The 23,347-nt window shown below is 53.7% G+C and carries 17 protein-coding genes; 7 read left to right on the top strand and 10 right to left on the bottom strand.

What is annotated here, in order from left to right:
- Positions 1-40: 40 nt before the first annotated feature.
- Positions 41-5,728, bottom strand: a complete 5,688-nt coding sequence (locus ACFO9Q_RS18665; protein WP_379184889.1) for an S-layer homology domain-containing protein — start codon at positions 5,726-5,728, stop codon at positions 41-43.
- 228 nt (positions 5,729-5,956) lie between these two features.
- The gene (locus ACFO9Q_RS18660) at positions 5,957-6,979 is read right to left on the bottom strand and encodes a helix-turn-helix transcriptional regulator (RefSeq protein WP_379184887.1); all 1,023 of its coding nucleotides are present in this window, start codon (positions 6,977-6,979) and stop codon (positions 5,957-5,959) included.
- Positions 6,980-7,148: 169 nt separating this feature from the next.
- Between ACFO9Q_RS18660 and ACFO9Q_RS18655 the strand changes: the two genes are divergently transcribed.
- Positions 7,149-7,310: a hypothetical protein gene (locus ACFO9Q_RS18655; protein WP_379184885.1), complete on the top strand. Its 162-nt coding sequence runs from the start codon at positions 7,149-7,151 to the stop codon at positions 7,308-7,310.
- 106 nt (positions 7,311-7,416) lie between these two features.
- Positions 7,417-8,040 (top strand): sporulation-specific diadenylate cyclase CdaS, encoded by a 624-nt coding sequence (gene cdaS, locus ACFO9Q_RS18650; protein WP_379184882.1) that lies wholly within the window; start codon positions 7,417-7,419, stop codon positions 8,038-8,040.
- 83 nt (positions 8,041-8,123) lie between these two features.
- On the opposite strand, the gene ACFO9Q_RS18645 is transcribed toward cdaS, so the two are convergent.
- A complete protein-coding gene (locus ACFO9Q_RS18645) occupies positions 8,124-9,938 on the bottom strand; it encodes an LTA synthase family protein (RefSeq protein WP_417621939.1) in 1,815 nt (604 codons plus the stop codon).
- Positions 9,939-10,212: 274 nt separating this feature from the next.
- Here ACFO9Q_RS18645 and ACFO9Q_RS18640 point away from each other — a divergent pair, with 274 nt between their 5' ends.
- The 3 genes from ACFO9Q_RS18640 to ACFO9Q_RS18630 all read left to right on the top strand — a co-directional run bounded on the left by ACFO9Q_RS18640 (position 10,213) and on the right by ACFO9Q_RS18630 (position 12,918).
- Positions 10,213-11,205, top strand: a complete 993-nt coding sequence (locus tag ACFO9Q_RS18640) for a 2-hydroxyacid dehydrogenase (protein ID WP_379184877.1) — start codon at positions 10,213-10,215, stop codon at positions 11,203-11,205.
- Between the two features lie 74 nt (positions 11,206-11,279).
- A complete protein-coding gene (locus ACFO9Q_RS18635; protein ID WP_379184875.1) occupies positions 11,280-11,957 on the top strand; it encodes a hypothetical protein in 678 nt (225 codons plus the stop codon).
- A gap of 64 nt (positions 11,958-12,021) precedes the next feature.
- Positions 12,022-12,918, top strand: a complete 897-nt coding sequence (locus ACFO9Q_RS18630; RefSeq protein ID WP_379184872.1) for a manganese catalase family protein — start codon at positions 12,022-12,024, stop codon at positions 12,916-12,918.
- Between the two features lie 427 nt (positions 12,919-13,345).
- Here ACFO9Q_RS18630 and ACFO9Q_RS18625 read toward each other — a convergent pair whose 3' ends face one another.
- Positions 13,346-14,392: a DNA-3-methyladenine glycosylase family protein gene (locus tag ACFO9Q_RS18625; RefSeq protein ID WP_379184870.1), complete on the bottom strand. Its 1,047-nt coding sequence runs from the start codon at positions 14,390-14,392 to the stop codon at positions 13,346-13,348.
- A gap of 155 nt (positions 14,393-14,547) precedes the next feature.
- Here ACFO9Q_RS18625 and ACFO9Q_RS18620 point away from each other — a divergent pair, with 155 nt between their 5' ends.
- Together ACFO9Q_RS18620 and ACFO9Q_RS18615 are read left to right on the top strand one after the other, a co-directional pair.
- The gene (locus tag ACFO9Q_RS18620; protein ID WP_379184868.1) at positions 14,548-15,147 is read left to right on the top strand and encodes a bifunctional transcriptional activator/DNA repair enzyme AdaA; all 600 of its coding nucleotides are present in this window, start codon (positions 14,548-14,550) and stop codon (positions 15,145-15,147) included.
- Entirely contained in the window at positions 15,140-15,679 is a 540-nt protein-coding gene (locus ACFO9Q_RS18615; protein WP_379184866.1) for a methylated-DNA--[protein]-cysteine S-methyltransferase, read from the top strand. The genes ACFO9Q_RS18620 and ACFO9Q_RS18615 overlap by 8 nt, the downstream gene beginning before the upstream one ends.
- Here ACFO9Q_RS18615 and ACFO9Q_RS18610 read toward each other — a convergent pair.
- From ACFO9Q_RS18610 to ACFO9Q_RS18585, 6 genes are all read right to left on the bottom strand, one after another.
- Entirely contained in the window at positions 15,676-17,754 is a 2,079-nt protein-coding gene (locus ACFO9Q_RS18610) for a DUF2325 domain-containing protein (protein ID WP_379184864.1), read from the bottom strand. The genes ACFO9Q_RS18615 and ACFO9Q_RS18610 overlap by 4 nt on opposite strands.
- Before the next feature lie 190 nt (positions 17,755-17,944).
- Positions 17,945-18,874, bottom strand: coding sequence for a manganese-dependent inorganic pyrophosphatase (locus ACFO9Q_RS18605; RefSeq protein WP_379184862.1), 930 nt, complete (start codon positions 18,872-18,874; stop codon positions 17,945-17,947).
- A gap of 220 nt (positions 18,875-19,094) precedes the next feature.
- Positions 19,095-19,439 carry a DUF3243 domain-containing protein gene (locus ACFO9Q_RS18600; RefSeq protein WP_379184860.1) on the bottom strand — a complete coding sequence of 115 codons (345 nt, stop codon included), beginning with the start codon at positions 19,437-19,439 and terminating at the stop codon, positions 19,095-19,097.
- Between the two features lie 74 nt (positions 19,440-19,513).
- Positions 19,514-19,786 carry a hypothetical protein gene (locus ACFO9Q_RS18595; protein ID WP_379184858.1) on the bottom strand — a complete coding sequence of 91 codons (273 nt, stop codon included), beginning with the start codon at positions 19,784-19,786 and terminating at the stop codon, positions 19,514-19,516.
- A 121-nt stretch (positions 19,787-19,907) separates the two neighbouring features.
- Positions 19,908-21,713, bottom strand: coding sequence for a sensor histidine kinase (locus ACFO9Q_RS18590; protein WP_379184855.1), 1,806 nt, complete (start codon positions 21,711-21,713; stop codon positions 19,908-19,910).
- Positions 21,714-21,716: 3 nt separating this feature from the next.
- Positions 21,717-23,285 (bottom strand): response regulator, encoded by a 1,569-nt coding sequence (locus ACFO9Q_RS18585; protein WP_379184853.1) that lies wholly within the window; start codon positions 23,283-23,285, stop codon positions 21,717-21,719.
- Between the last annotated feature and the right edge of the window lie 62 nt (positions 23,286-23,347).

The following is a 23,347-nucleotide window of genomic DNA, read 5'->3' as shown; positions in this document are numbered from 1 at the left end:
ACCGCATCCGGCATCGCCCTGTTCCCTACTGCTTCTATAGCTATTGCTGCTCTTCTATAGCAAGAAGTATAACCTTTACAATCTCAGCCCGTGTAGCCTCCCCCTTCGGGTGGAAGGTGTTGTTCCCTCTGCCTTGAATGAGTCCTGCCTCTTGTGCTGCTGCGACATAAGGGAGTGCCCACTCAGAGATCTGGGCCGCATCCGAGAAGGTTGGCTTCGCCTTCGGATCAATCTCCATCTCCATTGCCCTTACGAGGATGACGATCATCTCCTCGCGGGAGACGAGCTCCTGAGGCCGGAGCTTCCCATCCTCGTATCCCTTAATGATGCCCAGATCCGCTAGCTGTGAAGCGAAGGAACGGGCCCAGACCGGGATGTCCGTGCTGTCGGTGAATTCGGTCTCCGACTCTTCTTCCTCCTCATCCACCAGCAAGCGTCCTATCATTGTGATGAACTCTGCCCGCGTTGCAGGCTTGTCAGGTCGGAACGTATCGTCTCCGTATCCCTTGATGAAGCCGATCTCGAGGGCCAGCTTAATATATTCCGCTGCCCAGTGCTTCACGATGTCCTTCGGCCCGTCGCCATCGCCGCCAAGTGTCGGCTTAGGCGTTGGCTTCGGTGTCGGCTTCGGCGACGGAGTCGGTGATGGCGTCGGCGAAGGTGTTGGTGTTGTTCCACCCGGTGACACAGGTCCCGGTGTCGACGTCGGGGGCTGGCTGCTCTTCAGATCGGTGATCCGGCCTTCCACGCCAATATTGACCGTCGTGAAGCTCTTCAGATACTCGTTGAACACCTCGTAGTCTACGAGATTAAGCTCATACAGGCGGCCGTCATTCTTCGCTTGCTTCATGGATAAATAGAAGTCCTTGCCATCGGCCATGAAGGAATTCGTTGCTACGAAGTAGTAGGCATCTGGCTTAATTAGCCGGTAACTGCCATCCGGCTGCTTCATCTCCACCTTCACAATCCGCTCCCCTGCTTGGGTAATCTTCGAAGTTGCCACATCCACAATCTCCGGCTTCTTCGAGGAGTCATAAGTGAATCGCATGCCGGATACTTGCGGGAATCTGCCCTGGCCGGACTCCACGCCGCTGACGCCATTCTCCAGAGCTGCAACAATCTCTGCTCCAGTCATCTTCAGCGCGGTTAGATTGTTGCCGAACGGCATGACGGTCATGACTTCCCCAAGGGTAATGTCCCCGTCCGTCTTGCCTGGCGCCTGCTTCAGGATAGACGCTCTGATCCCACCGCCGTTCTGAATCGTTACGTATCCCTCGACTCCTGCCATATTCACGAGGCTTCGCGCCTTCTTCAGCATGCCGTCTGCGATGAGGTTGCCGAGGTTCGTCTCCTTCTTCCTCACATTGTTCCGCTCGCCGTCTAGATCAACGCTCGTCTTGCCGACGACGGTCTTCTTCAGTTCATCCAGAGGCAGCTTATACTTCGCGAGCTGAACGGCCGCACCCGAATCATCTGCCTTAGGAAGCACATCAATGAGCTGTCCCTGCCACTTCGTCAGCACGCCAGCCGGATTGAACGTCACGTCAAGCTGGCCAAGGAAGTTGCCGTATTCCCCTGTCTGAACGATGACCGTAGGCTCCATCGATTCATGCCGAACATCGGGCTGAAGCAGCTGGGTATGCGAGTGCCCGCCTACAATAATATCGATGCCGCTCACTTCATCAGCCAGCTGCTTGTCCACGCTATAACCTAAGTGTGAGAGTGCGATAATCTTGTTCACGCCCTTATCCTTCAACAGCTTGACGGCTGCTTCCGCGCTCGTCTTGTAGCTGTTGAAGGTCACCGCCCCTGGAGATGCCAGAGATGCCGTATCTTCCGTTGTAAGTCCGATGAGGCCGACCTTCTGTCCATTCACTTCCTTGATGAGGGCAGGGTAGATCTGCTTCACATCACCTGGCTCCCCTACTATGCTCTTGAACAGTGGAGCAAGGGAGGCATCCCCTGTGAAGTTCGCATTGCTGCTGACGAACGGGAAGTTCGCGGCCTGAATGAACGGCTTCAGCACCGGACTCCCCATATCGAATTCATGGTTGCCGAACGTCATCGCATCATAACCCGCATAGTTCATGAACCATGCATCAGCTAGCCCTTGGTATTGATTGAAGTAGAGCGTGCCGGAGAACACATCGCCTGCATCAAGCAGCAAGGAAGAGCTCGTTCTCTGCTCCTTAATGGCGGTAATTCTCTTGGGTGCTGTGTCCAGATGGGCATGGGTGTCATTCGAATGCAGCACGCGCAGATTGAAGGCTGCTGCGGTGTTGTCTTCCTTCTTCTGCCCCAGATCCAGCTGGGCAAGCAGAGGATCATGGTCGCTGACGCGGCCATGCTCTTCCGCGAAGTCCGCATTCACATGGACGACTTCAATCTGAGCATAGTCGGCCAGCTGCTTGTCCACCACAATATGATCCAGCGTCTGGGAGTTGCCGTCGTATACATAGGAATAGCGGGCATTCTCTGGAAGCTTGTCTACCAGGTTAGTCAATTGATTGCCCTTCAAGGTGTGAAGCGTAGCGGAGAACTGGAAGTCATTCAAGTCACCAAGCACCACCACGTTGCGACGGCTGTCCTTCGCCAGCAGCGACTGAACGAATCCATTCACGATCGCCGCTTGCTTCGCGCGCTGTACTTCGCTGCTCCGCGTAACCGGGTGTGTGCTTCCCCATGGCTTCAGATCGCCGCCCTTGGAGTTGAAGTGATTCGCCACCACAACCACTTCTTCCCCTTGGAAAACAAACTCCGCCGCGAGATGCTTGCGCGAAGAATTAAACGCCTCGTTCTGAGGATCGATTCTGCCCGGATTCAGCGACAGGCTTCCGTTCGACTCTACGACTACAGGAGTAACCGCATCGCCCTTGCTCTTGCCAGCCTTCAACGTGACGCGATCCGTGTTGTACAGGAAGCCGACACGAATGTTGCCGCCTGGCGCCCCGCCATCCTGGTTATTCTGGGGAGCGATATCAGTATAGGCGTAAGTAGGACCGTTCTTCGCCTTAATGGCATCGATCAACGTCTGGAAGCTGCCCGCCGCATCCGTCGTTCCGTTATTCGTCTCGCCGTTGTTGTCCTGTACTTCCATCAAGCCAATAATATCGGGTGACTTCAGGTTCGTCACCATAATGGCAGCGATCTTCGCTGCCTTATCCGTCTGGCTCGCATGGAAGTTCTCCACGTTGAAGGTAGCCAGCGTCAGCTTATCATCCGCCTTGACGATGGAGGACACCGTCTGCGCTAGCTTGCCATCCGTAACCGCCGGAAGCGCGCCGTCCGGATTCAGCTTGTAATAGCCTTGTGTATAGGTCATTACCCCATCAATTGTACCGTTCAGCAGATCGCCCGTCTTGACGGCGACGGAGGGCTTGCGGTTGATGTAGATTATCAAGGGATTAAGGCTGCTCTCGAAGGGCTTGTCCAGGACATCTGCCGTTAGGATAACCCCTCCTGCTGGCGTACGTACGGCATTGTTCGGAGCATTATCGATCGCAACAGACAATCCTGGGGCATCCGAGTATGGACCGGTAATGACGGCATTGCTCACTTGCACGCGCATCCCTTCCAAGCTCTCGAAGAAGTCAATCGCATCCACATCCGGGTTGTAGGTAGCCAGGTTATCCGTATCAATAATCCGTGGAATGACTCTGCCACTCTTGCCCAGTACGATCGGAGCCGGTAGCGGCTGATTGCTGGATACAACCTCCACGGTGCTGGCATCGATACGGGTAACGGTCAGATCCGCGGCGCTGCCTGTATATTCATTCACCTTGCCCGCAGCCTTAACGAGGTCACCGACCTTCACATTGTGATTCGTCCTGTTAACTAGAATCGCTTCCGAGGTTGCTGCCAGATTATCCGCACTCGCATCCGGCTCCTGAAGATAGAAGCTGTCCGCATTCACAATGGACGTTACAATTCCGTCAACATTGCTCACGGCGCTGCCCTTGTAGAGGGACTGGTGACTTGCGCCTTGAAGCTCATGGATGGAGACGCCGTCCACCTGCTGAAGCACTTGATATGTGAAGGAATACACACTGCTTGCTGCTCCTCCAGCGACGACAATCGCCTTGATAGTCAAGTTAGCATTCACGGGGATCGGCTGGCTGTACAAAGTGCTGCTTACCGTCGGCTCAGACCCGTCCAGCGTATAGTAGATGGTTCCTCCCGCGACTGGTGTCGTCAGCCCAACCGCTTCGCCTTGGACGATCCCACCCGGCGGTACGCTTGCCTGCACGGATAGCAAGTTCTGCAGGATGTCCGAGCTGCTGCGCGGCATTAGCTCGAGGCCATAGGTCGTGTGATACGTCATGACTCCGATCACCCGCTCATAGGAGCTGCCAACCGTGAAGGCGTTCTGTGCATATCTGGCGTAGATCGTAATCTCCTTGCCTGCTGCATCCTCGGCATAGAAGGTGCTTCCGCTGCCTCTTGTCACCGTGATGTTATTGACAGCGATGAGACGGCCTTCATATTGCCCGCCGGAACCCTTCGATCCACCTGTACCAGGCACGAAGTCATTCGAGGTGAGGTCCACCGGTGCTGGTAGAGGGAGTGCCGGTTGAACGACATTCAGATAGCCGCCTGTGAAGCCGGACTTGTTCACTTCCAGCTGGACTAGGCCGTTGTAGACGGTGATTGGACCATAGGCTTCAATCTTGTCACCAGGCGCTGCATTCAGGCTGCCATTGCTCGCCCGAACGACGATGCCGGCCGTTCCGTCCTGGATATACAGATTGTCATAAGCACCGGTATTCTCCCGGTAGGTGACGATTCCCTGGATAAGTGCAGTCTCGTTCACAGCAAGCTCACGTGCGTCTCCGATTGGAACGAGGACAGGTGCGCCTGCGAGCGTGTAGCTGAACGTATTCTTGGCGCTGTCTGCTAGACCGCTCTTAGAAGCATAGGCTTCAATCGACGTTGCTGCAGTTACCGTTATAGGAGTAGAGTATAGCTCGAACGGAGCAGCCGGATCTACACGGTAATAGACACTAGCACCTACGGTATTAGAGGCTAATGTGATCTCTGTTCCCGAAGCAACCGCTCCCGCGGCTGGCAGTGCTTGTACCGGCTCAACAGCCATTCCGTAGGAAGAATTGCGGGGCTGTGGCGCTCCCGTCTGGAAGTCGGCTTGGTTGTTGTCGGTATCCGCTGCACGATCCCCTGCCGCATTCCCTTGGCGAATCGCAGCAGTAGAGTTCGTAAGTGCAGCGACTGCTGCTGTCTCGAACTCGTTCGCTGTTCCATAGCCGACGAGATCGACAACAGCGGAGGAGGCGTTCAGCAAGCGAACCTTGCCGCTTGAACTCCCAAGTGTGATCCCTCCTATTGCGTCAGGAATTGGGAGAGCTGGAGCCGTGTTCGTTCCAGCTGCTAATTGAGCTAGATAATGCTTCCCGGCCTTGATGGTTCCCGATAGAGTCATTACCGTCGTCGCAGTTGCAGTCCAAGCTGTTGCAGCAGCAGATGCATATTGAATAGACCAGTTATCCAGAATGATGTCTGCGTTAGTAGGATTGTAGAGCTCTATGAAGTCATTCTGGAGAGGAGCCCCTGAATTGCCTCCTCCACCGTACACTTGCGAGATAATGACGTTATCTTGGCTTGGCGACGCTTGCACCGACATGCTGCCAGTTCCCCAAGCACCGCTCGACAACAGGACGATTGCAAGCAGCATAGACAGCTGCCTCTGAATTAAGGAATAACGACTTCGACTCATTCCATCATCTCCTCTCTGAATGGCAACGGAACGGACAGCGCTTGAATCCAGTCATCCATCCTGTTCCAAGGTAGCAACCAAGTGTCAGTGCGACGTCAAGATTCGATATAGATTGTGTAAATCAAGAGAATTATGGATTAATGTAACAAAAGAGACCTTCGTTAAGCAATCCTACGAAGGTCTCCAGTCTGTCGTTACGATTGTTGTCGAATGGCCTCTTAACATGTCTTACACTCGCTTCTGCTTCTGCTCCTGCTCCCGCTCCCGAGCAGCGGCCAGCGACTGCTCATAGTGGCCGCGGATACGGCCTGTCATCTCAATCATTCGCTCAATTAAGAGAGCCGGCTCCACCACCCGAATCGAGCGGCCATAGGTCATCAGATAATGAGGAATCATGACGTACAGATGCTCCTCCATTAGCGTGAACCGCAGGCTGTCCTCCGTCTTCTCCTCCACGGACTGTCCGATGAGCCAATGTTCACTAATGGAATCCATAACCTCCCGATGCCCCTCAAGGCACACCGTTACCCGCTTCCCAGTTCCACCGCGGGACAGGTTGTCCAGCAGACTGCTGAGCAGATGCTCCTTCGCAGAGAAGCCTACTGGCCGGGTGAACACATCCTCCGTCATGGCCACCCCATGTATACGATCGACTCGGAAGCTCCTCATGGCTTCTCTCCCGTGGCAGTGTGCGACGACATACCACTTCCCCTTCCAATAGACCATACCATAAGGATCAATCAACCTCTCCCTAATGATCGTATCCCGCTCCTTCAGGTACCCGATGATGCTCGTCTGTCCTCTCGCAACGGCCTGCTCCAGCTGAGCCAGCGTCGCATCATGCTGAGGATCGACCCTTGGCGAGATGACATCGAAGCCGTCCATATACCGATTAATCTCGTCCAGCTGCTCCACGCTCGTATAGGTGCGCAGCTTCGTAACCGCACGGCTCAGCTCCTCCCCATAGGGATAGCCTGACGATTCCGCAGCGAAGAGAGCCGCGTGGGTTAAGGCCTTCTGTTCCTCTGTGTTGAAAAACAATGGAGCCTCTGTGAATGGCTTAAGTAGGCTGTACCCTCCGTTATGCCCCGAGTCCGACACGATCGGCACACCGCTTGCACAGAGAGCATCCACATATCGATACACGGTCCGAACATGAATCTCCAGCATCTCCGCAAGCTGCTTCGCCGTCACGCGTCCCCTAGACTTCAGAATCCACAAGATTGCCAGCATACTGTCTGCCTTAGACATTCCCTTCCACACCCTTCCACTTCATTCTATTCTACCCTCTAGTGTAGAGCATTTCGGCAGACCGGGGAACCGTATGGACGTCCGTCATAAGTCCTGATTCATCTCTCCATACCAAGGGTATATCTACCTTAACAACAACCTATTCGAATATTCCAAGGAGGAGTTAGGTATGACGACCCATAATCGCAATCTCGAGATTGAGGAACGGCATGTAGAGAAGCGTTCGGATTCCAGCCTTGTTGCTTCCACCTTCATCAAGTATGCAGCGTATTTGTTGATTTTCTTCGGAGCACTCTACTTCCTGGTGCGTTACGTCTTCCCAATGTTCTAGACAGTGGTTCCATGTGCAGCAGCGTCTCCCATTCGGGGGACGTTTTTTTTGACGAAGATGCGGGTATAGTAGGGTTAGCTGTTATGTAAGGACGTGAGGCACACCTATGACCATACCCAATAATGACTGCGACTTCTCTCCGATGAGACAGACGCTGAAGGAGGACCTCGTTAGGCTGTCTCTGCAATTGCAGAGTACGATCGACTCCTTCGACATGGACAACTACTGCATGCTCAGCGAGTTCGAATCCATTAAGAAGAACTTCATCCGGATGGAATCGGCTGCCGCAACCTTCTACCTGAACTGCTATCTGTCTCCCTATACAGATAAGTATAGAGATCTGTCCACCAGTATTCAGAACATGTCCGAGCGCAGGCATGGCGCGCTCATCGCTGTCGAACGCAGGGATGCGCTGGACCCTTATATTCATTCCGGTATGAGCGTTGAAGCCGTGATTAACCACTCACTGCTCGAATCCATCTTCTACATCGGCAGCCCTCTCCATGATGGAGCGGTGCTCATTCGCGGCAACCAGATTGTGTCTGCCCGCAACATCCTGCCGGTGTCGACGCTCGAGCACTCGGAAGAGAAGCTGGGCACCCGCCACCGAGCAGCGATTGGGCTGACCGAGCGGTGTGACGCAATTGTGCTCGTCGTGTCCGAAGAGACCGGGAAGGCATCATTCGCTGCGAACGGCGTGCTGTACCCCGTCATCACCCCCGGTATCTGACATTCCAACACCAAAAAAAGGTTGAGCATACCGCAATCGGCGGCAGCTCAACCTTTTTTTATCTGTAAAAACCTATGAATCCATTAGGGTGTACGCTTCGGAAGAAGTCTCACATAAGTGTCTGAGGCCTTCATCAGATCAAGAATATAGTCATAGTCCTTGCGATACTTGCTGAAGTCTGCGACGGGCTCCATCGTACGAATGTCTACTGCGGTGCCGTCGTCGAAGCCCTTGCCAGGAACGAATAAGATGTCGTTGTTGAAGAATGAGCCAGTAGGCAAGTAATATCGCATCCCGATCACGTTCTGATCGATATTGAGCAAGTCTTGCCCGAACGCTGTATACGACTCTAAGGGAAGAGAGATCCCCATAAGATTCGAGACGGTAGGCATGATATCGAGTTGTCCGCCTACCTGATCGACAACCTTGCCTTCCACGCCAGGTACGTGGAGGAAGAACGGAATGTTGAAGCGGCTAAGCCGCTCATGATAGGTGATGCCAAGCTGCTTGCTCACCCATGCCGGATCATTCTCCTTCGCTTGCAGTCCGAAGTGATCGCCATAGATGACTAACATCGTATTGTCCCACAGCCCCTTCGCCTTCAGTCCCTCGATGAATACACCAAGCGCATAATCGGCATAGTTGACTGCGGTCAAGTAATCACCGAGCTGAGTGCCCTTCAGCTGCTCGGGTACGGTGTAATGCTGACGGTCCCCCGGCACCTTGAATGGGAAGTGGGAGGATGTAGATACGAACTGCGCATAGAACGGCTTGTCCTGGGCGGCCAGCTCTCCCAGCTGCTCCAACCCCACCCTGTACATCTCCTCATCTGAAGCTCCGAAGTCATTGAAGTGATCGTTGTTGAAGTAAGGCTTGTCATAGTACCGATCGAAGCCCAGCGCCGGATACATCCGATTGCGGTCCCAGAACGTCACATCATTGACGTGGAAGGTTACCGCTTCATATCCGCGCTTCTCCAGCAGCCTCGGGAGACTTGGGAGGCTGCGGTCGCCATAGCCGGTTGACATCGCAATGTCACCCGTTGGGTAGATGGACGTATTCGACATGAACTCCGCATCTGACGTATTCCCTTGACCGATCTGCTGGAAGAAGTGCGGGAAGTAGAGGCTATCCTTGCCCAGCTTATTGAGCACAGGCGTAACCTCCGTTCCTTCCAGCTTCAGTCCGACCGGGAAGTTCTGGAACGCTTCCAGCTGAATAACAATGACATTCTTACCTTCCGCCGCGCCGAAGGAAGCAGGCGCATCTCCGGCGGCGAAGCCCTTCGTATAGTCGTACGTATCTTGAAGCTTCGCAGCCGCTGCAGCGGCTGTCGCTGCATCTCCGTCCTTAGCCTCGCTTACCTCCTTACGTGCCTTAAGCGCAGAGGCTGCTTGGTAATTCAGGAAGCCTAGCTGCTCCGATTGGACTAATTCATTAGGAATACTGCTTCCTATACGGATAGAACCCGCCGACATCAGAATGCAGAGCAGCACGGCCATCCCGACATAGAGCGGCTTCGCTATACGTGTGCGTGCCGTGATTCGATTGCCCTTCATGCGGTTATACCCATACATAAGCGCATATACAGCAAGATCAAGGAAGAACACATAATGGATCGGATTAATCGTAGACTTCACGCTGTCCCGAATCTGCAGCACTTGATCTAGAGCAAGCAGAGCGGTATAGGTCGGTACCGTACCGTAATAGCTGAAGTACAGCGTGGAAGCGAATAGCAGCAGGGACAGCAGTCCGTTCAGCATCCAGTAGAGGGGACCTCTCCATCTTGCAGAGGCGGCCAGCTCCACGATGCCTAACAGGATGACGATCGCAGCCGCATCCGTCAGCAGCCGAGTGACCATGACGCCGTCGAAGACGAAGGTGCGGAATAGGATCATTTTCACAAGTAGGAAGAGCAGTATAAGGACGAAGGGCGACCTGTGGTGCCCTGGCGGGGTTATATTCAACGATCATCACTCCCATCTCACTCGCATGAAAAATAAAGAAGCCGTCAACACGGACGGCGGGACATACTCCAGCTAAATCTTCATATAGACTTAATATTACTTCATTCCCCCATCATTGGGTAGTGGGAGATATAAGCAGCACATGCAACAAGGGATACCTTCAGCTCGTCAATTATAGTAATAATCTGTAAAGGGGAGCTCATCAATGAACAAAAAAGCGGTGCTCATTACAGCCAGAGGACGGGATACGTTAACAGCAGATCAGGCGGCCAGGCTGGAGAAGGCAGGTGAGATTACCTATTATTCCGCGCTAGAGCCGCTGATGGCAGACGAGCTGATTGAACGCCTCCGAGATGCCGATGTGGCTGGATTAACGCCTCGTTCGGTACCGTCTATTGACGGCTCGTGGGTGAACCGGCTTCCTCGGCTGAAGGGGATTGCGGTGTTCGCAACAGGTGTGGACTACATAGATATGAGGCTGCTGGAGGAACGGGGCATCACGCTATGTCATCTTCCTGATTATTCCACCTACTCCGTAGCCGAGCATACGATTGGTCTGCTGCTGACGATGTCGCGGCGCATGCATCTCAGCTCAGATCGAGTTCGCGGACGCGTACCCGCAGGCACCTCTGTGCAAGGCTGGGAGCTGCGAGGCCGGACGATCGGACTTGTCGGGCTTGGAAGGATAGGCTCTTACGTAGCTGGATTATGCCAGGCCTTCGGCATGAGGGTGATCGGATATGATCCTTATCTGGAGGGGAATCCTCCTGCAGGTGTACGACTGGTCTCGCTGGATGAGCTGCTCGTATCCTCCGATATCGTGTCGCTCCATTATCCTTCCGATTGGCATGGCGGACAACGGTTCGGACGGGATGAGCTGCATCGAATGAAGCCGGGAGCTGTCTTAGTGAATGTGTCTCGCTCTGCCTTGGTTGATGATGCAGCGGTCATCGACGCCATTGAGCGTCGGCAGCTTCGTGGTTATGCTGTGGACGATCGGTTCTCCTTAGCCGAGCGTGGGGAGCGTCTCATTGCTGAGGGGCGGATCGTCCAGACTGGACATACCGCTTGGTACTCTGAGGAAGTCATCGAGCGAGGCTATCATACTTGGGTGGATAATATTATCTCCCTGCTGGATGGGCAGCCTCACCATGTCGCATCCTTCTCCACATATGGCAGTGAGATTCGTCGTATGTAAGCTGGATGACCGGGTGGGTGGATGGATGCTGCTTGCAATTGGAGGAAGGATGAAGGGAGATAGGGGGATTGAAGATGCCGGATGAGAATGATAAGTATGGATTCATTAGGCTCCAGCGTATGGAGCGATGGCTCATCAGCATGCTGTGGCTGGGCGGAGTCTTCTTCACATGCCTGCTCATTGCGGTGAAGCTGCCCCGGTATTGGGAATATATTGCCTCGGAGCAGACGCCGATGACTTGGCTGCAGAGCCTGATGTGGTTCGGCTGTACTGTGCTCGCTATGCTCTGTCTCATGATGGCTTATGTGCGCGATGGATTCCACAGAGAGGCTGCGATGTGGCTCATGCTCTCCTGCGGCTTCACCTTCCTCATGCTGGATGAGCGATTCGCGATTCATGAACGCATCCGGGACCGGTATCTGAAGCCTACTGGATTCCGGCTGCTGCCTTGGATGGAAGCCGGTGATTACATCGTACTGCTATATGCAGTCGCCGCACTATTCTGCACCGTGCTCATCTATCGTCTCTTCCGTGTCCGCAGGGGCGCTCTGCTCTGGCTCGGTCTCGCTGCTCTCCTCTTCGCTTGTGCGGTAGGTGCCGATACGCTGGACGTGTCTCGGATGACGATGGCTGAGGAGCGATTCGAGCAGACGCTGGAGGAATGCGTTGAGCTCGCCGCCGTCCTCTCGCTCTTCTCTTCTATGCTGCTGATGCTCACCCATTATGTTCGCGATCGTTTAGCATCATCCTAGTTGGGTAATTATAGAAGATGACATTACATGTCTATACTGCCTTAAGGCTAGGAGGGATTCGTAAGTGATCAAACGGATGGACAAGGTGCTCATTGACTTCCCTAAGTCGGATCGTCCAGATGCGAATGCTGCCGCTGCGGTACAGGAGCTCATGGGCGGAAGATTCGGTGAGATGTCTACGCTCAATAACTACATGTTCCAATCGTTCAACTTCCGCGGCAAAAAGAAGCTTCGACCGTTCTACGAGCTCGTTGCCAGCATTACAGCAGAAGAGTTCGGCCATGTTGAACTAGTAGCTCATGCGATAAATCTGTGTGCGACGGGCACCACCAGTCCCGGTGAGCCTGACTCTGCTCCGATGAAGGAAGCGCTGGACAAGCGGAACTCGTACCACTTCATCCAGGGAGCGCAGTCGGCTCTCCCTATCGATTCCATGGGTGCTCCCTGGACAGGCGCGAATGTATTCAACAGCGGGAATCTCGTACTCGACCTGCTGCACAACTTCTTCCTCGAGTGCGGCGCTCGCACGCACAAGATGCGTGTCTATGAGATGACGGATCACCCCGTCGCCCGTGAGATGGTCGGATACTTGCTTGTGCGCGGCGGCGTTCATGTCGTCTCCTATGCGAAGGCACTTGAGGTCGCTACGGGCGTCGATGTGACGAAGCTGATTCCTATCCCGAATCTCAGCAACAAGTCCTTCGACGTCGCTCGCAAGTATGAAGCGGAAGGCCTGCATCGCAAGCTGTACACTTACAGCGATGAGGATTACAAGCAGATTCGCGACATCTGGAAGGGGCCGCATCCCGAGGACGGCTCCGAGCTCGAGGTCATCGACGGCGCTCCGGAAGGCTATCCGGTGCCAGAAGGCGAGGAGCTGACAGAAGAATTCGCTCCGGGCATCGGCCCTGAGGAATTCATGCAGATCGCAGCCCGCCTTCAGAAGTCTGCCGGGTTGTAAAGGGCCGCGCGGCTCTAGCGTTAGCTAGACGCTGTGCGGGCGCGACGTTGTACAGCGCGGGCGTGGCGTAGGCGTGGCGTAGCCTTATGTAGCAGAAGTTCTGCTGCATAAGGCTTTTTTGCTCGCTCTAACCGCATCCTTCCGCTGCAACGCCACATTCTGGCGCTATTGCGCCCAACGAGCCTCATCCTTCCGCTGCAACGCCACATTCTGGCGCTATTGACTCCAACTTACCTCGTCCGTCGGCTGCAACGCCACATTCTGGCGCTATTGCCCCCAAAGGGCCTCATCCTTCCGCTGCAACGCCACATTCTGGCGCTATTGCCCCCAACGGCATGTTGGAACTTCGCCTCCATCAAGTCCGGAGGCTCAGATGTATGTATGCTTGGCAGTCAATATCGCGGAGCTCATTCATGCTCCTCTCCCCTTAGTAAAGCGTACGCCACAGATAGAACGTGGCGTAGCTCTCCCAGCCCGGCCAAGCAGCGAACAGGTCGCTGACCTCGGTGAGTGTGGGCTTGCGATCCATAGCGCGGAGCAGCTTAATCGCGTTGTGCAAGCCCACATCCGCAAGCGGCAGTGCGGAAGGTGCCCGCAGACACCGAATCATGACATAGTTGGCCGTCCACGGACCTATGCCTCGTATGCCAACAAGCCGCTTCTCCGCCAGAGACGCGTCGCCGAACGCAAGCAATTGTTCCCTGCTGAGCTCACCGTCCGCGAGCAGCTTGGCAACGCCAATGATGTACTCGGACTTTTTGCCAGTAAGCTGCAGGGGTGTAAGGTCTGCCGTACTCAGCGAAGCAATAAGCTCCGCACGCGGGAACAGCCAGTAAGACTCCCCCTCCCAATCCAGACGCTGTCCGAATGTCTCAACGAAGCGGCGCTTCAGCGTGTAGGCGAAGGTCAGATTAATCTGCTGGCCAATGATTCCCCAACAGATCGCTTCGAACAGTTCAGGTATGCCTATGACTCTCAGACCGTAGAACTTCGCAACCACCTGATTCAACAGCTCATCTCGCTCAGCCAGCTCGTAGAACGGCCCCAAGTCCCTATCCAAGTCGAACCACTCTCGCACATACGCCGCTATCTCCAGACGAGCCAGCTCCCCTGCCTCCGCACCGCCTATCACATCCACCCTAATAGAACTCGCACCTGCACCTGCACCTGCACCTGACCCAGCTAATCTGCGCCCCCCTTCCCCTTCATCTACTCCAACTCCCGCACTGGCACCTGCCCCAGCACCTGTCCCATCTCCGCCTCTCACTCCCGCTCCCGCATCCATCTCCGTCCCACTACTCACCTGCAATAGCATATTGCCCGCCGTCGGCAGCGCGATGTACTTCAGCACACGTTGACCATCCAGCAGCCGATGCATACATTCATTCGTCGATCGTGACATGTAGGCGATGTTCACGTCCCAGCTGAACTCCTGCGGTACGCTCACTTCGATCGATAGCCTGTCGTGCTTCATCCTTGTTATGCCACCCGCCTCTCTTCCTTAAGAATCCTCATCCTACCATACCGCCCGGCCGGGTTACTTTGGTATTCTTGCTCTCCTATTCGAGCACCCTACCCATCACCCGCACGCTAAGGGTATACTGAAGACAATGGAGGTGACGCATAACCATGCCGCATACGAAGTCTCCCATCCCCCCAGTCCTCCCTACTCAGGAGCAGTGGGATGCCATCATTCAGAATGATTCTGCCTATGACGGCACATTCTTCTATGCAGTCAAGACGACCGGCATCTACTGCCGGCCATCGTGCAAGTCCAAGCCGCCGCTTCAGCAGCATGTGGAGATATTCCCTTCGCCGGACCGGGCTGCAGCCGCTCAGTTCCGCCCCTGCAAGCGATGCAAGCCGGAAGGAAGGCAGCTGCCCGATGAAGAGTGGGTGCTTCAACTAACGGAGCTGATTCAGCAGAGATACGCAGAGCCTCTCCCCTTGCAAGAGCTTGCAGATCGGATACACGGCAGCCCTTATCACATACAGCGCACGTTCAGCCGCATCATGGGGACGACCCCGGCCGAGTACACGCAGCAGATTCGCATCCAGCAGGCGAGCAGACTCCTAACGACGACCAAGCTGCCTATTACAGAGGTTGCCGCGGCTGTCGGTCTGACGAACGCTTCCCACTTCTCCACCCTATTCCGCAAGCTCACCGGCAAGACGCCGACTGAGTACCGTAACCTATCCTTAGAGAAGGAGGCACTCCTAGATGAATGAAGAAGCAATTCGCCCAGTCTACTGGACAACCTTAATGGTAGCAGACACCGCCTATATCCTCGCAGCTACCGAACAAGGCTTATGTTATGTAGGCTCACCGAACGAAGGACCATCCGCTTGGCTGACTTGGGCAAGGAAGAGACTTCCGAACCACACCCCCTTGGAAAATAACACCAAAACAAAACCCTACCAGCACGCGCTGCTCGACTACTTCCATAACGATGCCCGGACTATATCCATACCGCTGGATCTCCATGGCACTCCGTTCCAGCTCGCCGTCTGGCAAAAATTAGCCGATGTCCCCTTCGGCAGTACCAGCTCTTATTCCGACATTGCCGCTGCGTTAGGCAGACCGTCCTCGGTCCGGGCGGTCGGAACAGCGATCGGTGCGAATCCCGTCCTGATTGCCGTTCCTTGCCATCGAATCCTCGGCAAAAACGGCTCCCTGACCGGCTACCGCGGCGGTCTAACAATGAAGCGTATGCTGCTTCAGCTGGAGCAGCAAGTACCACATAGCGGGCATATCAGCTAATGACTATTCCGTTCGCGCGCTTGCTGAATGAGTAGGCGATTGTCCCAGAGCTGCTGGCGGAGATTGGTTTTGGAACCGTGAATGGTGAAGTGGGGTACGCCGTATTGCTTCGCAATCTCCATGCAGCTCCAGGTCGCTTGGTGGGACGTCGCCGTTAGCAGCATGAACATCGCTTGTGCTCTCCGGAGTCCTGCATGCATGCGATGAGGCTGGTCGCTCGGTTCATGGATCAGCTCAGCTCCCGTCTCCTTGACGACCGACTCGAACCACTTGTGCTGCCCTCCGACTATTACGATCTTGCAGCCTGTGAGGAACGGCTCTGGCTTGTCCCTTCTCTCCAAGCTCTTGCTGGCATGCGGCCTCGTCTTCGAAGATCGCTCCGCTCGCTGGGTCGTTGATTCCAGCCGGTACAGACGAGACAAGCGAGCGAATCTGCTCTCCTCGGATATATTGAATAGGCAAGGATCTCCATCTCTAGGCTGCTGAATCTCAATATCCTTCATATGCAGCGGATACCGATGGTCCGAGTTATTCATATCGACACAATAATAGACGAAGTGTTCGCCAATCTCGATGTAGCCGTCGAATTGCTGCACCGGGGAGAGACTGTCATCCCCCTGCAGGACAAGCTCAATATCGTACCGATTCGTTCCGACTGGAGTCTGCTTAGGGATGCAGCGTACTTCCGCCTCATGCTCTAGATGGAGCTGAATGACCATCGATTCTGTAATGTTGACCATTTCCTCATGCTCCAGCATGATATAACCGCCGTGATTGCGGCGATAGAACGTCCCATAGAGACTTGAATCCTCCGCCTCCAAATCATTCTCATCAAGGCTCGCTGCCGCACCTGGTTGACTGCTCTGATCTAACGCGGGCGCCTGGGCCGGTGCTTCCGCAGCCACAGCCGCTTCATTCCGCGCGGATTGCAAGGAGAGTCTACCTTCCCCTTCCTTATACTCCTCGAGCTTGTCCACTAGATCCAGCATGCTCCGAAGGCGCTGTCTGCCCTCCTGTCCCTGACTAGACAAGGAATGTGAGATCTGCTTCACTTCCAGATAGAGCCGGTCCAGCATGCGGACAGTCAGCTCGCGGATACCGACTGGCCTGTTCCGCTCCTTGTGAAGGTTGAACTCAGCCTCCTTCAGTGCTTGTTCGGATCCCTCCAGCGCAGATTGCAGACGCTGCAGATCTTGTTCCTTCCTGCGAGCCTGCTGTTCCAATCCAATGACATTCTTCTCCAGCAGCCATACCTGCTGTCTCTTGCTCTCCAGCATCGTCACGAACTCTTCATGCTCGTTCCTAAGCGCAGCCAGCTTCTCTACTAAGTTATCCTTCGCAGCGGCAAGCTGCTCACTATGACTCTCTTGCAAGCGAAGAGCCTTGCTCAGCCTCTCCTTCTCCGTCTCTGCCTGCAGACGACGTGCTCTCTCCTGCCCCAGCAGCTGCTCAAGCTGTGCTGCTCTCTTCGCATGGTCGTTGACGTTGTTGACGTCGTTAACAGACAGCTCCTGAGCACTTCCTTCAGGCTCCACTATTCCTTCAGCTGTCTTCCCTTCCTCTCCATCTTCCTTACTCTCACTGCCTCTGAACGAAGCAATCTCTCTCTCTACTTCTTCCGTGCGGTCCATTAGGAACAGAAGTCCCCAGTAATAATGCCACGGTCCATACTGACGAGTAATCGTCTCTCTTTCCTTTATGTAGGCTTCGGAAGCCTCTTCATCATCCACCTCATCCTCTTGCCATTTTTCATAGACAGGCATAATGGCCATAAGTATAGCCACGAATAGTTTCTTTTTTCCATCTTCCTTTCTGCTTTTCATCAACGCTGTTTTTTGGAAGACTAGATCTGGGAATGATCGATTAGAGGATACTTTTATTTGTATATTTAAGTAAGCAGCCATAGCAAGCTTTCTTCTGACAGACAGTTCCTTGAACAAGTGCTGAAGTGCGCTAATATCGATTGGCTTGCCGCTCTCATGCTGAATTCTTCTCCACATATCGGGATCGATGTCGTGTTCATCCAGCTCATCTGCTGTGTGACCTAGCAAGCTCCATATTTTCCTAATATCCATAATTCATATGAACCTCCTTCTTATTGGATTCTAGCTATACTCGTATAGTATACTGTACCCTTGCAGTCCCTGCCATGTCGAGTCAACACCTTGTCCACACCACGCCTACGCCCAGAAAAAAGAGGACTGCAGACCAGCCAAGGTTCCCCCGGCCAATCTAACAGTCCTCTGTTCATCTCATCTATAGAACTTACTTGCTCAGCGTCTCTGTCAGGACAGGAACGATCTGCGACTTGCGGGATACAACGCCCTTCAGAAGCGCCTTGTTGTCTTCCAGCTTCACACCGTATGCCGCCTCTACCGCTGCAGACTTAGCGCCTAGTGCCAGGGCAACGGAATCATTGTTCAGAATGTCCGTTACGACGAATACGAACAGGTCCAGCCCCTTGCTTGCTACGATATCGGAGATTGCTGCTTCCAGCTCCGCTTGCTTCGACAAGACATCATTCACGTCAACCGCGTTCACTTGAGCAATCTCAACCTTCGCACTGCCCATTGAGAACTCCTTCGCATCCAGCGACAGCAGCTGTGCGATCGACTTGTCGCTCAGGTCCGCGCCAGCCTTCAGCATCTCAAGTCCGTATGCCTGCGCATCTACGCCTGCAATCTCAGCCAGCTCGTGAGCAGCAGCAACGTCCTGCTCCGTGCAGGTTGGGGACTTGAACAGCAGGGAATCAGAGATGATCGCCGACAGCATAAGTCCCGCCGTTTCCTTCGGAATCGCTACGCCATTCTCCTTGTACAGCTTGTTCAGGATCGTTGCCGTGCAGCCAACCGGCTCCGCGCGGAAGTACAGAGGCTGGCTTGTCTCGAAGTTGGCAATCCGGTGGTGATCGATGACTTCCAATACGCGTACTTGATCGATATCGGCTGCGCTCTGCTGGCGCTCATTGTGGTCAACGAGAATAACGCCGTTCACTTCGTTCGCTACCGTCTCCACTAGACGAGGAGCAGCCTTCTTGAACGTGTCTAGCGCATACTGAGTCTCGCCGCTTACTTCGCCAAGGCGAACCGCTTCCGCATCTACGCCCAGCTTAACCTTCAGTTCTGCATAAGCAATGGCCGAACAGATTGTATCTGTATCGGGATTTTTGTGTCCGAAGACAAGTACCTTTTCCATGAGAATAATTGCTCCTTAGTTGGTAGATTAGGGCAGTCCTCATAACCATGATTGCCGCCCCGCGCAGCTCCTGCTGCTTCACTATGAACCATTATAACGAACATCTCACCGTATTCCAATTCCTATAATGAGTTTATTGCCCTAATGCCGCTCATGTATTGCAAAAAAAAGAACCCTAAGAAGTTGTTCCCCTCTTAGGGTTCTGATAGGTATGGACTATTCACGCCGATGCTTGGGCGAACTTCACAAGGATATGAGCCAGCTTGTGCCGCTCTTCCTGATTGCCTGCCTTCCACAGCTCTTGAAGGAGCTTCTCCTCTTGATTGCGAGGCTCTTCGTTGGCAGCAAGGTAATCCCCCACCTTCTCCGCTGTCCTGGCGAGCTGCTCCTCGCTGAGACCAAGCTTCTCTGCCAGCTGAATTCGCTTCGCTAAGTATTGCCTGAATTCGTCGAAGTTGCGCAAGATCTCATCCTTCTTGTCCGAGCCGATGCGGTCCATTGCTCCCCCCACCTGCTCCTCGGCCACTTGACCTTCTCTGTCCACAATATGGTTGTATTCTGCCATGGGTAACGCCTCCTCTATCGGAATTGTGTTCCCCAACTATTAACCGATCTGCTAGGGCTGTAATCAGCCGCCAGCTAGCGATGCTTCCTCCGTCTCATCCACTTCAGCTGGCGATTCACTATTATGGGAGCTCCGATGCTCCAGATCGTAGCGACAGGCACCGATTGCAAGTATCGGTCGAATGCCCAATAGATGACGCTGCTGCCGACCAGATCCACGATGACGAATTGCTTGAACACATACGCCGGAATAACGACAATCACAATATTCGGATTCGCTCTAGGCAGCAGCCTCACGGCTTCGCCCTCCCTTGTCAGGCTGCCCTGCAGCCTTAAGTTAGCAAGCAACTAGCAATGCTTCTAACTTATTCTGCTGCAAGCTACGTTATACGCGGTCAAGCTCCCATATACGCGGTCAAGCCCCGGCTGTATTAGCCTGGGCTTGACCTTGTTGTGGACAGGGAGCCGCCTACTGGCTGCTCCCTGTCTTATTGGCAGGAATCTCAATTCTGACTGTCGTTCCAATGCCGACCCCGCTGCCGAAGGTCACTCCGTAATCTGGTCCATACTGCAGCTTGATTCGCTCATCAACGTTCCTGATGCCATATCCGTTGGAATGACGGCTTGTCGAGACCGACTCCTCCAGTTGATCCTTGCTCATGCCTATCCCGTCATCAATGATGAGGAATACAATTCGGTCATTCTCCACATACGCACATAGCTTGATAGTCATCCTGCTGCCGAAGAAGGCATGCTCCAGCGCATTCTCAATGAACGGTTGAATGATGATCTTAATCGTCTCATGGCCGAACACTTCAGCCTTAATGTCGTACCACACTTCCAGCTTGTCCCTATACTTAATCTGTTGGATCTCGATATAGGTCTTCGCTTGCTCAAGCTCCTTCATGATTGGAATAAGCGTCTTGCCCTCATTCAGAGTGAGCCGATAGAACTTAGCCAGCCCCATGACCATGTCATGCAGCTTGTCGATCTCCCCGAACTTCGCCAGACGAGAGATGGAGGACAGCGTGTTGTATAGAAAATGTGGATTAATCTGCGCTTGGAGAGTCTCCAGCTCCGCTTCCTTCTTCTGAATGTTCGCCAGATACACTTCCTGGATCAGCTCATCAATATCTGTGCCCATCTTGTTGAACGCATCGGCAATCTGGGTGAACTCATCCTTGCTGGATCCACTGTAATAGATTCGCTTGGTGAACTCTCCGCTTCTCAGCGCATTCATTGACGTGATGACCTTCTGCACTCGAACGGAGAAGTATCTGGAGATGAATGCTCCAATGACAAGCAGGACAATCACACTGATGAAGCATACGAGCAGCGTAATATTCCGTACCTTCTTGGCATCCCTCTCCAGCACTTCGTTCGGAATGAAGGCAATCAGCTTCCAATTCAATCCTGGCAGATTCTCTTCAATCCTTAGGGAGTCGCTGCTGAGTGGAATATTAGCCTCCATGTTAGCAAGCACCTCGGGACTGCCTGAAGAATGCAAGGGTCGTTCATGCTCATCCAGGACCACGATTCCGCTGTTGTCACTAATCTTGTGATAGTCAGCAGCAGCCAGCAGATAATCCAGCTCCGTAATAATACGAATTAATCCGAAGGTGCTCTGCTTGTCGAAGTCAATCATCCTGCGAATCATGGACAGATTATTGTAGGTGCTGTCATTCTCTACCTGACGCCAGGTATATTCATTGCCCTTGTAGGCCTTCACTGGAATAGCACCGTCTGAGGCCCAAGGAAGACTCTGGAACCACTCCTTGTCTGCAAGCCGGCTAAGGTGATAGAGATCGAATCTGCTCACGTCCGCAAGAGGATTCTTGGTCGAATCCGTGCCCTCATAGATCTCAGGGACGGTCTCCTCATCGAAGTAGATTCGCATCTGCATACGGCTGCTGTCGCGAGTAACTGCATTGTGCAGAGTAGGCAGAATATAACTCTGAAGCGTCTCATACGAGGTCCATCCGGCACGATACGTCCGAAGCATCTTCTGCAGCGTTAGGTCGAAGAACAGCTGGTCAGAGATCTTCTTCATCTCTTCTGACTTGTACGTAATATTATCCCGCATCTGCAGCAGCGTTCCATGCAGGTTATCCCTTGCCTGCTCACGAATGGATTCGACTGAAGTGCGATAGGCGAAGTAGCCTACGGTGCTTACCGGAATAAGGACGAAGATCAGATATGAGATCATCAGCTTGTAGCCGAACGATAGATAGTCGCTTCGACCGTTGATCAGCCTTCTAAGCTTGTTCAGAATCATCCGCTAAGCTTGCCTCCGGTATTCGTTCGGAGTGACCCCGTAACGTTCCTTGAACAGCTTGTTGAAGTGGGTCAGATTCTTGTACCCCACCTGCGAAGCTACTTCATATACCTTAAGCCTCGGGTCCTGCAGCAGCTCATGCGCCTTCTCCATCTTCCTGCGGACGACATAGTCGCTGAAGTTGGTGCCCGTCTCCTCCTTGAACAGATGTCCGAGGTAATTCGGGGAGAAGGAGAATTGCTCTGCTACGTCTCTTAGGACGATATTGCCGCCAAGCTTCCCTTCCACATACTCTTCAATCTCGCTAATAATCTTGGAGTTCTTCTTCGCCTTCTTAAGCTGCAGCAGCTCCGAGATCTCGAACAGCCTTCTCCTGAGCCACGATTGAATATCATCCACCGTCTCGAAGTGGAACAGAATATCCAGTTGGTTGAACGGAATGCCTAGAATACTCTGAAGATTCTCGTTGAGGCCCGCCAGATAAGTATCCAGCTTCGATATAATATACAAGGTGAAGTTATGAACCGTAAGCTTCTTGCCAAGCTGCTTGATCATGACGAACAGTTCTTCCAGGCAGTCGTCTACGCGGACAAGCTCATACTGAGACATAGCTGAGAATAGCTGATTAAGCACCTCGTCAAGGTCGTTCACTTCGCGAAGAAGCAGGTCCTGAGTATCATGAGGGGTAATGACTCTGTTCTTCCCGCAGAAGATCTTGTAGTCAAGGGCAGTTCGTGCCTCGCTATAGGCAAGGGGCAGCTGATCGATGCCGCTCACCGCATTCGATAATCCGATAGTGACAGTAAGCGCAAGCGTGTCGCGAACGAGCTGAAGCAGCTCCTGGAGCTTAGCTAGCCCATCACTCTCTCGGAGCACCAGCAGCATGACGAATGGCTCCACTCGAATCTGTAGGACAATATCACTTGACCCCGCATACTCCTGAATGAAGTGACTCCATCTGGACAAGAAGCGAGTGCGCTCTTCCTCACTGCCTCCTCCCCACTTCAGACCTAGATCGTCCACCTCTACGAGAGCAGCCTGCACCTCCCCTGCGGTGGATGGAATGCCTGCTTCTTCCAGGTAGGCGGACACTGACTCGTAGGTTGCTTCGCCCCGGAACCATCTGAGCAGCAGCTCGTTCAAGGCAAGAGGTATCGTCTCCTGATAGGCTTGCTCTAGCCGGCTTCGCTTCACACGATCGTCTAATCCATGCCTTACTTCGCCAAGCAAGCGGATGAGCTCCTTATCATCTACCGGCTTCAGCACATAGCCATGAGCATTCATCTCAATGGCCTGCTTCGCATACTGGAAGTCCTCATGTCCGCTGACGAACAGCACCTGCAGCTCTGGCTGCAGCTCCTTAGCTAGCCGGACAAGCTCCAGACCTGACATGATGGGCATACGAATATCCGATACGAGAATATCCGCCTTCTCTTGACGAAGATAATCAAGCGCTTCGAATCCATTGGACGCTGCGCATACGACCTCCATCCCGAGCTCCTGCCATGGCAGCAGTCTCTCCATCCCTTCCAGATCCAGCATTTCATCATCTGCAAGTACTACCCGATACACGTCTGTCACCCTCTCTAGCATGCCCGCAACATACAGCAAGCGCGGGTAAGATATACCTATAG

The sequence above is a fragment of the Paenibacillus sp. GCM10023252 genome (genome assembly GCF_042653305.1).
Classification (GTDB): domain Bacteria; phylum Bacillota; class Bacilli; order Paenibacillales; family Paenibacillaceae; genus Pristimantibacillus.
Note: the sequence above shows the minus strand (reverse complement) of the source record. Positions and strands in the feature narration are given on the sequence as shown.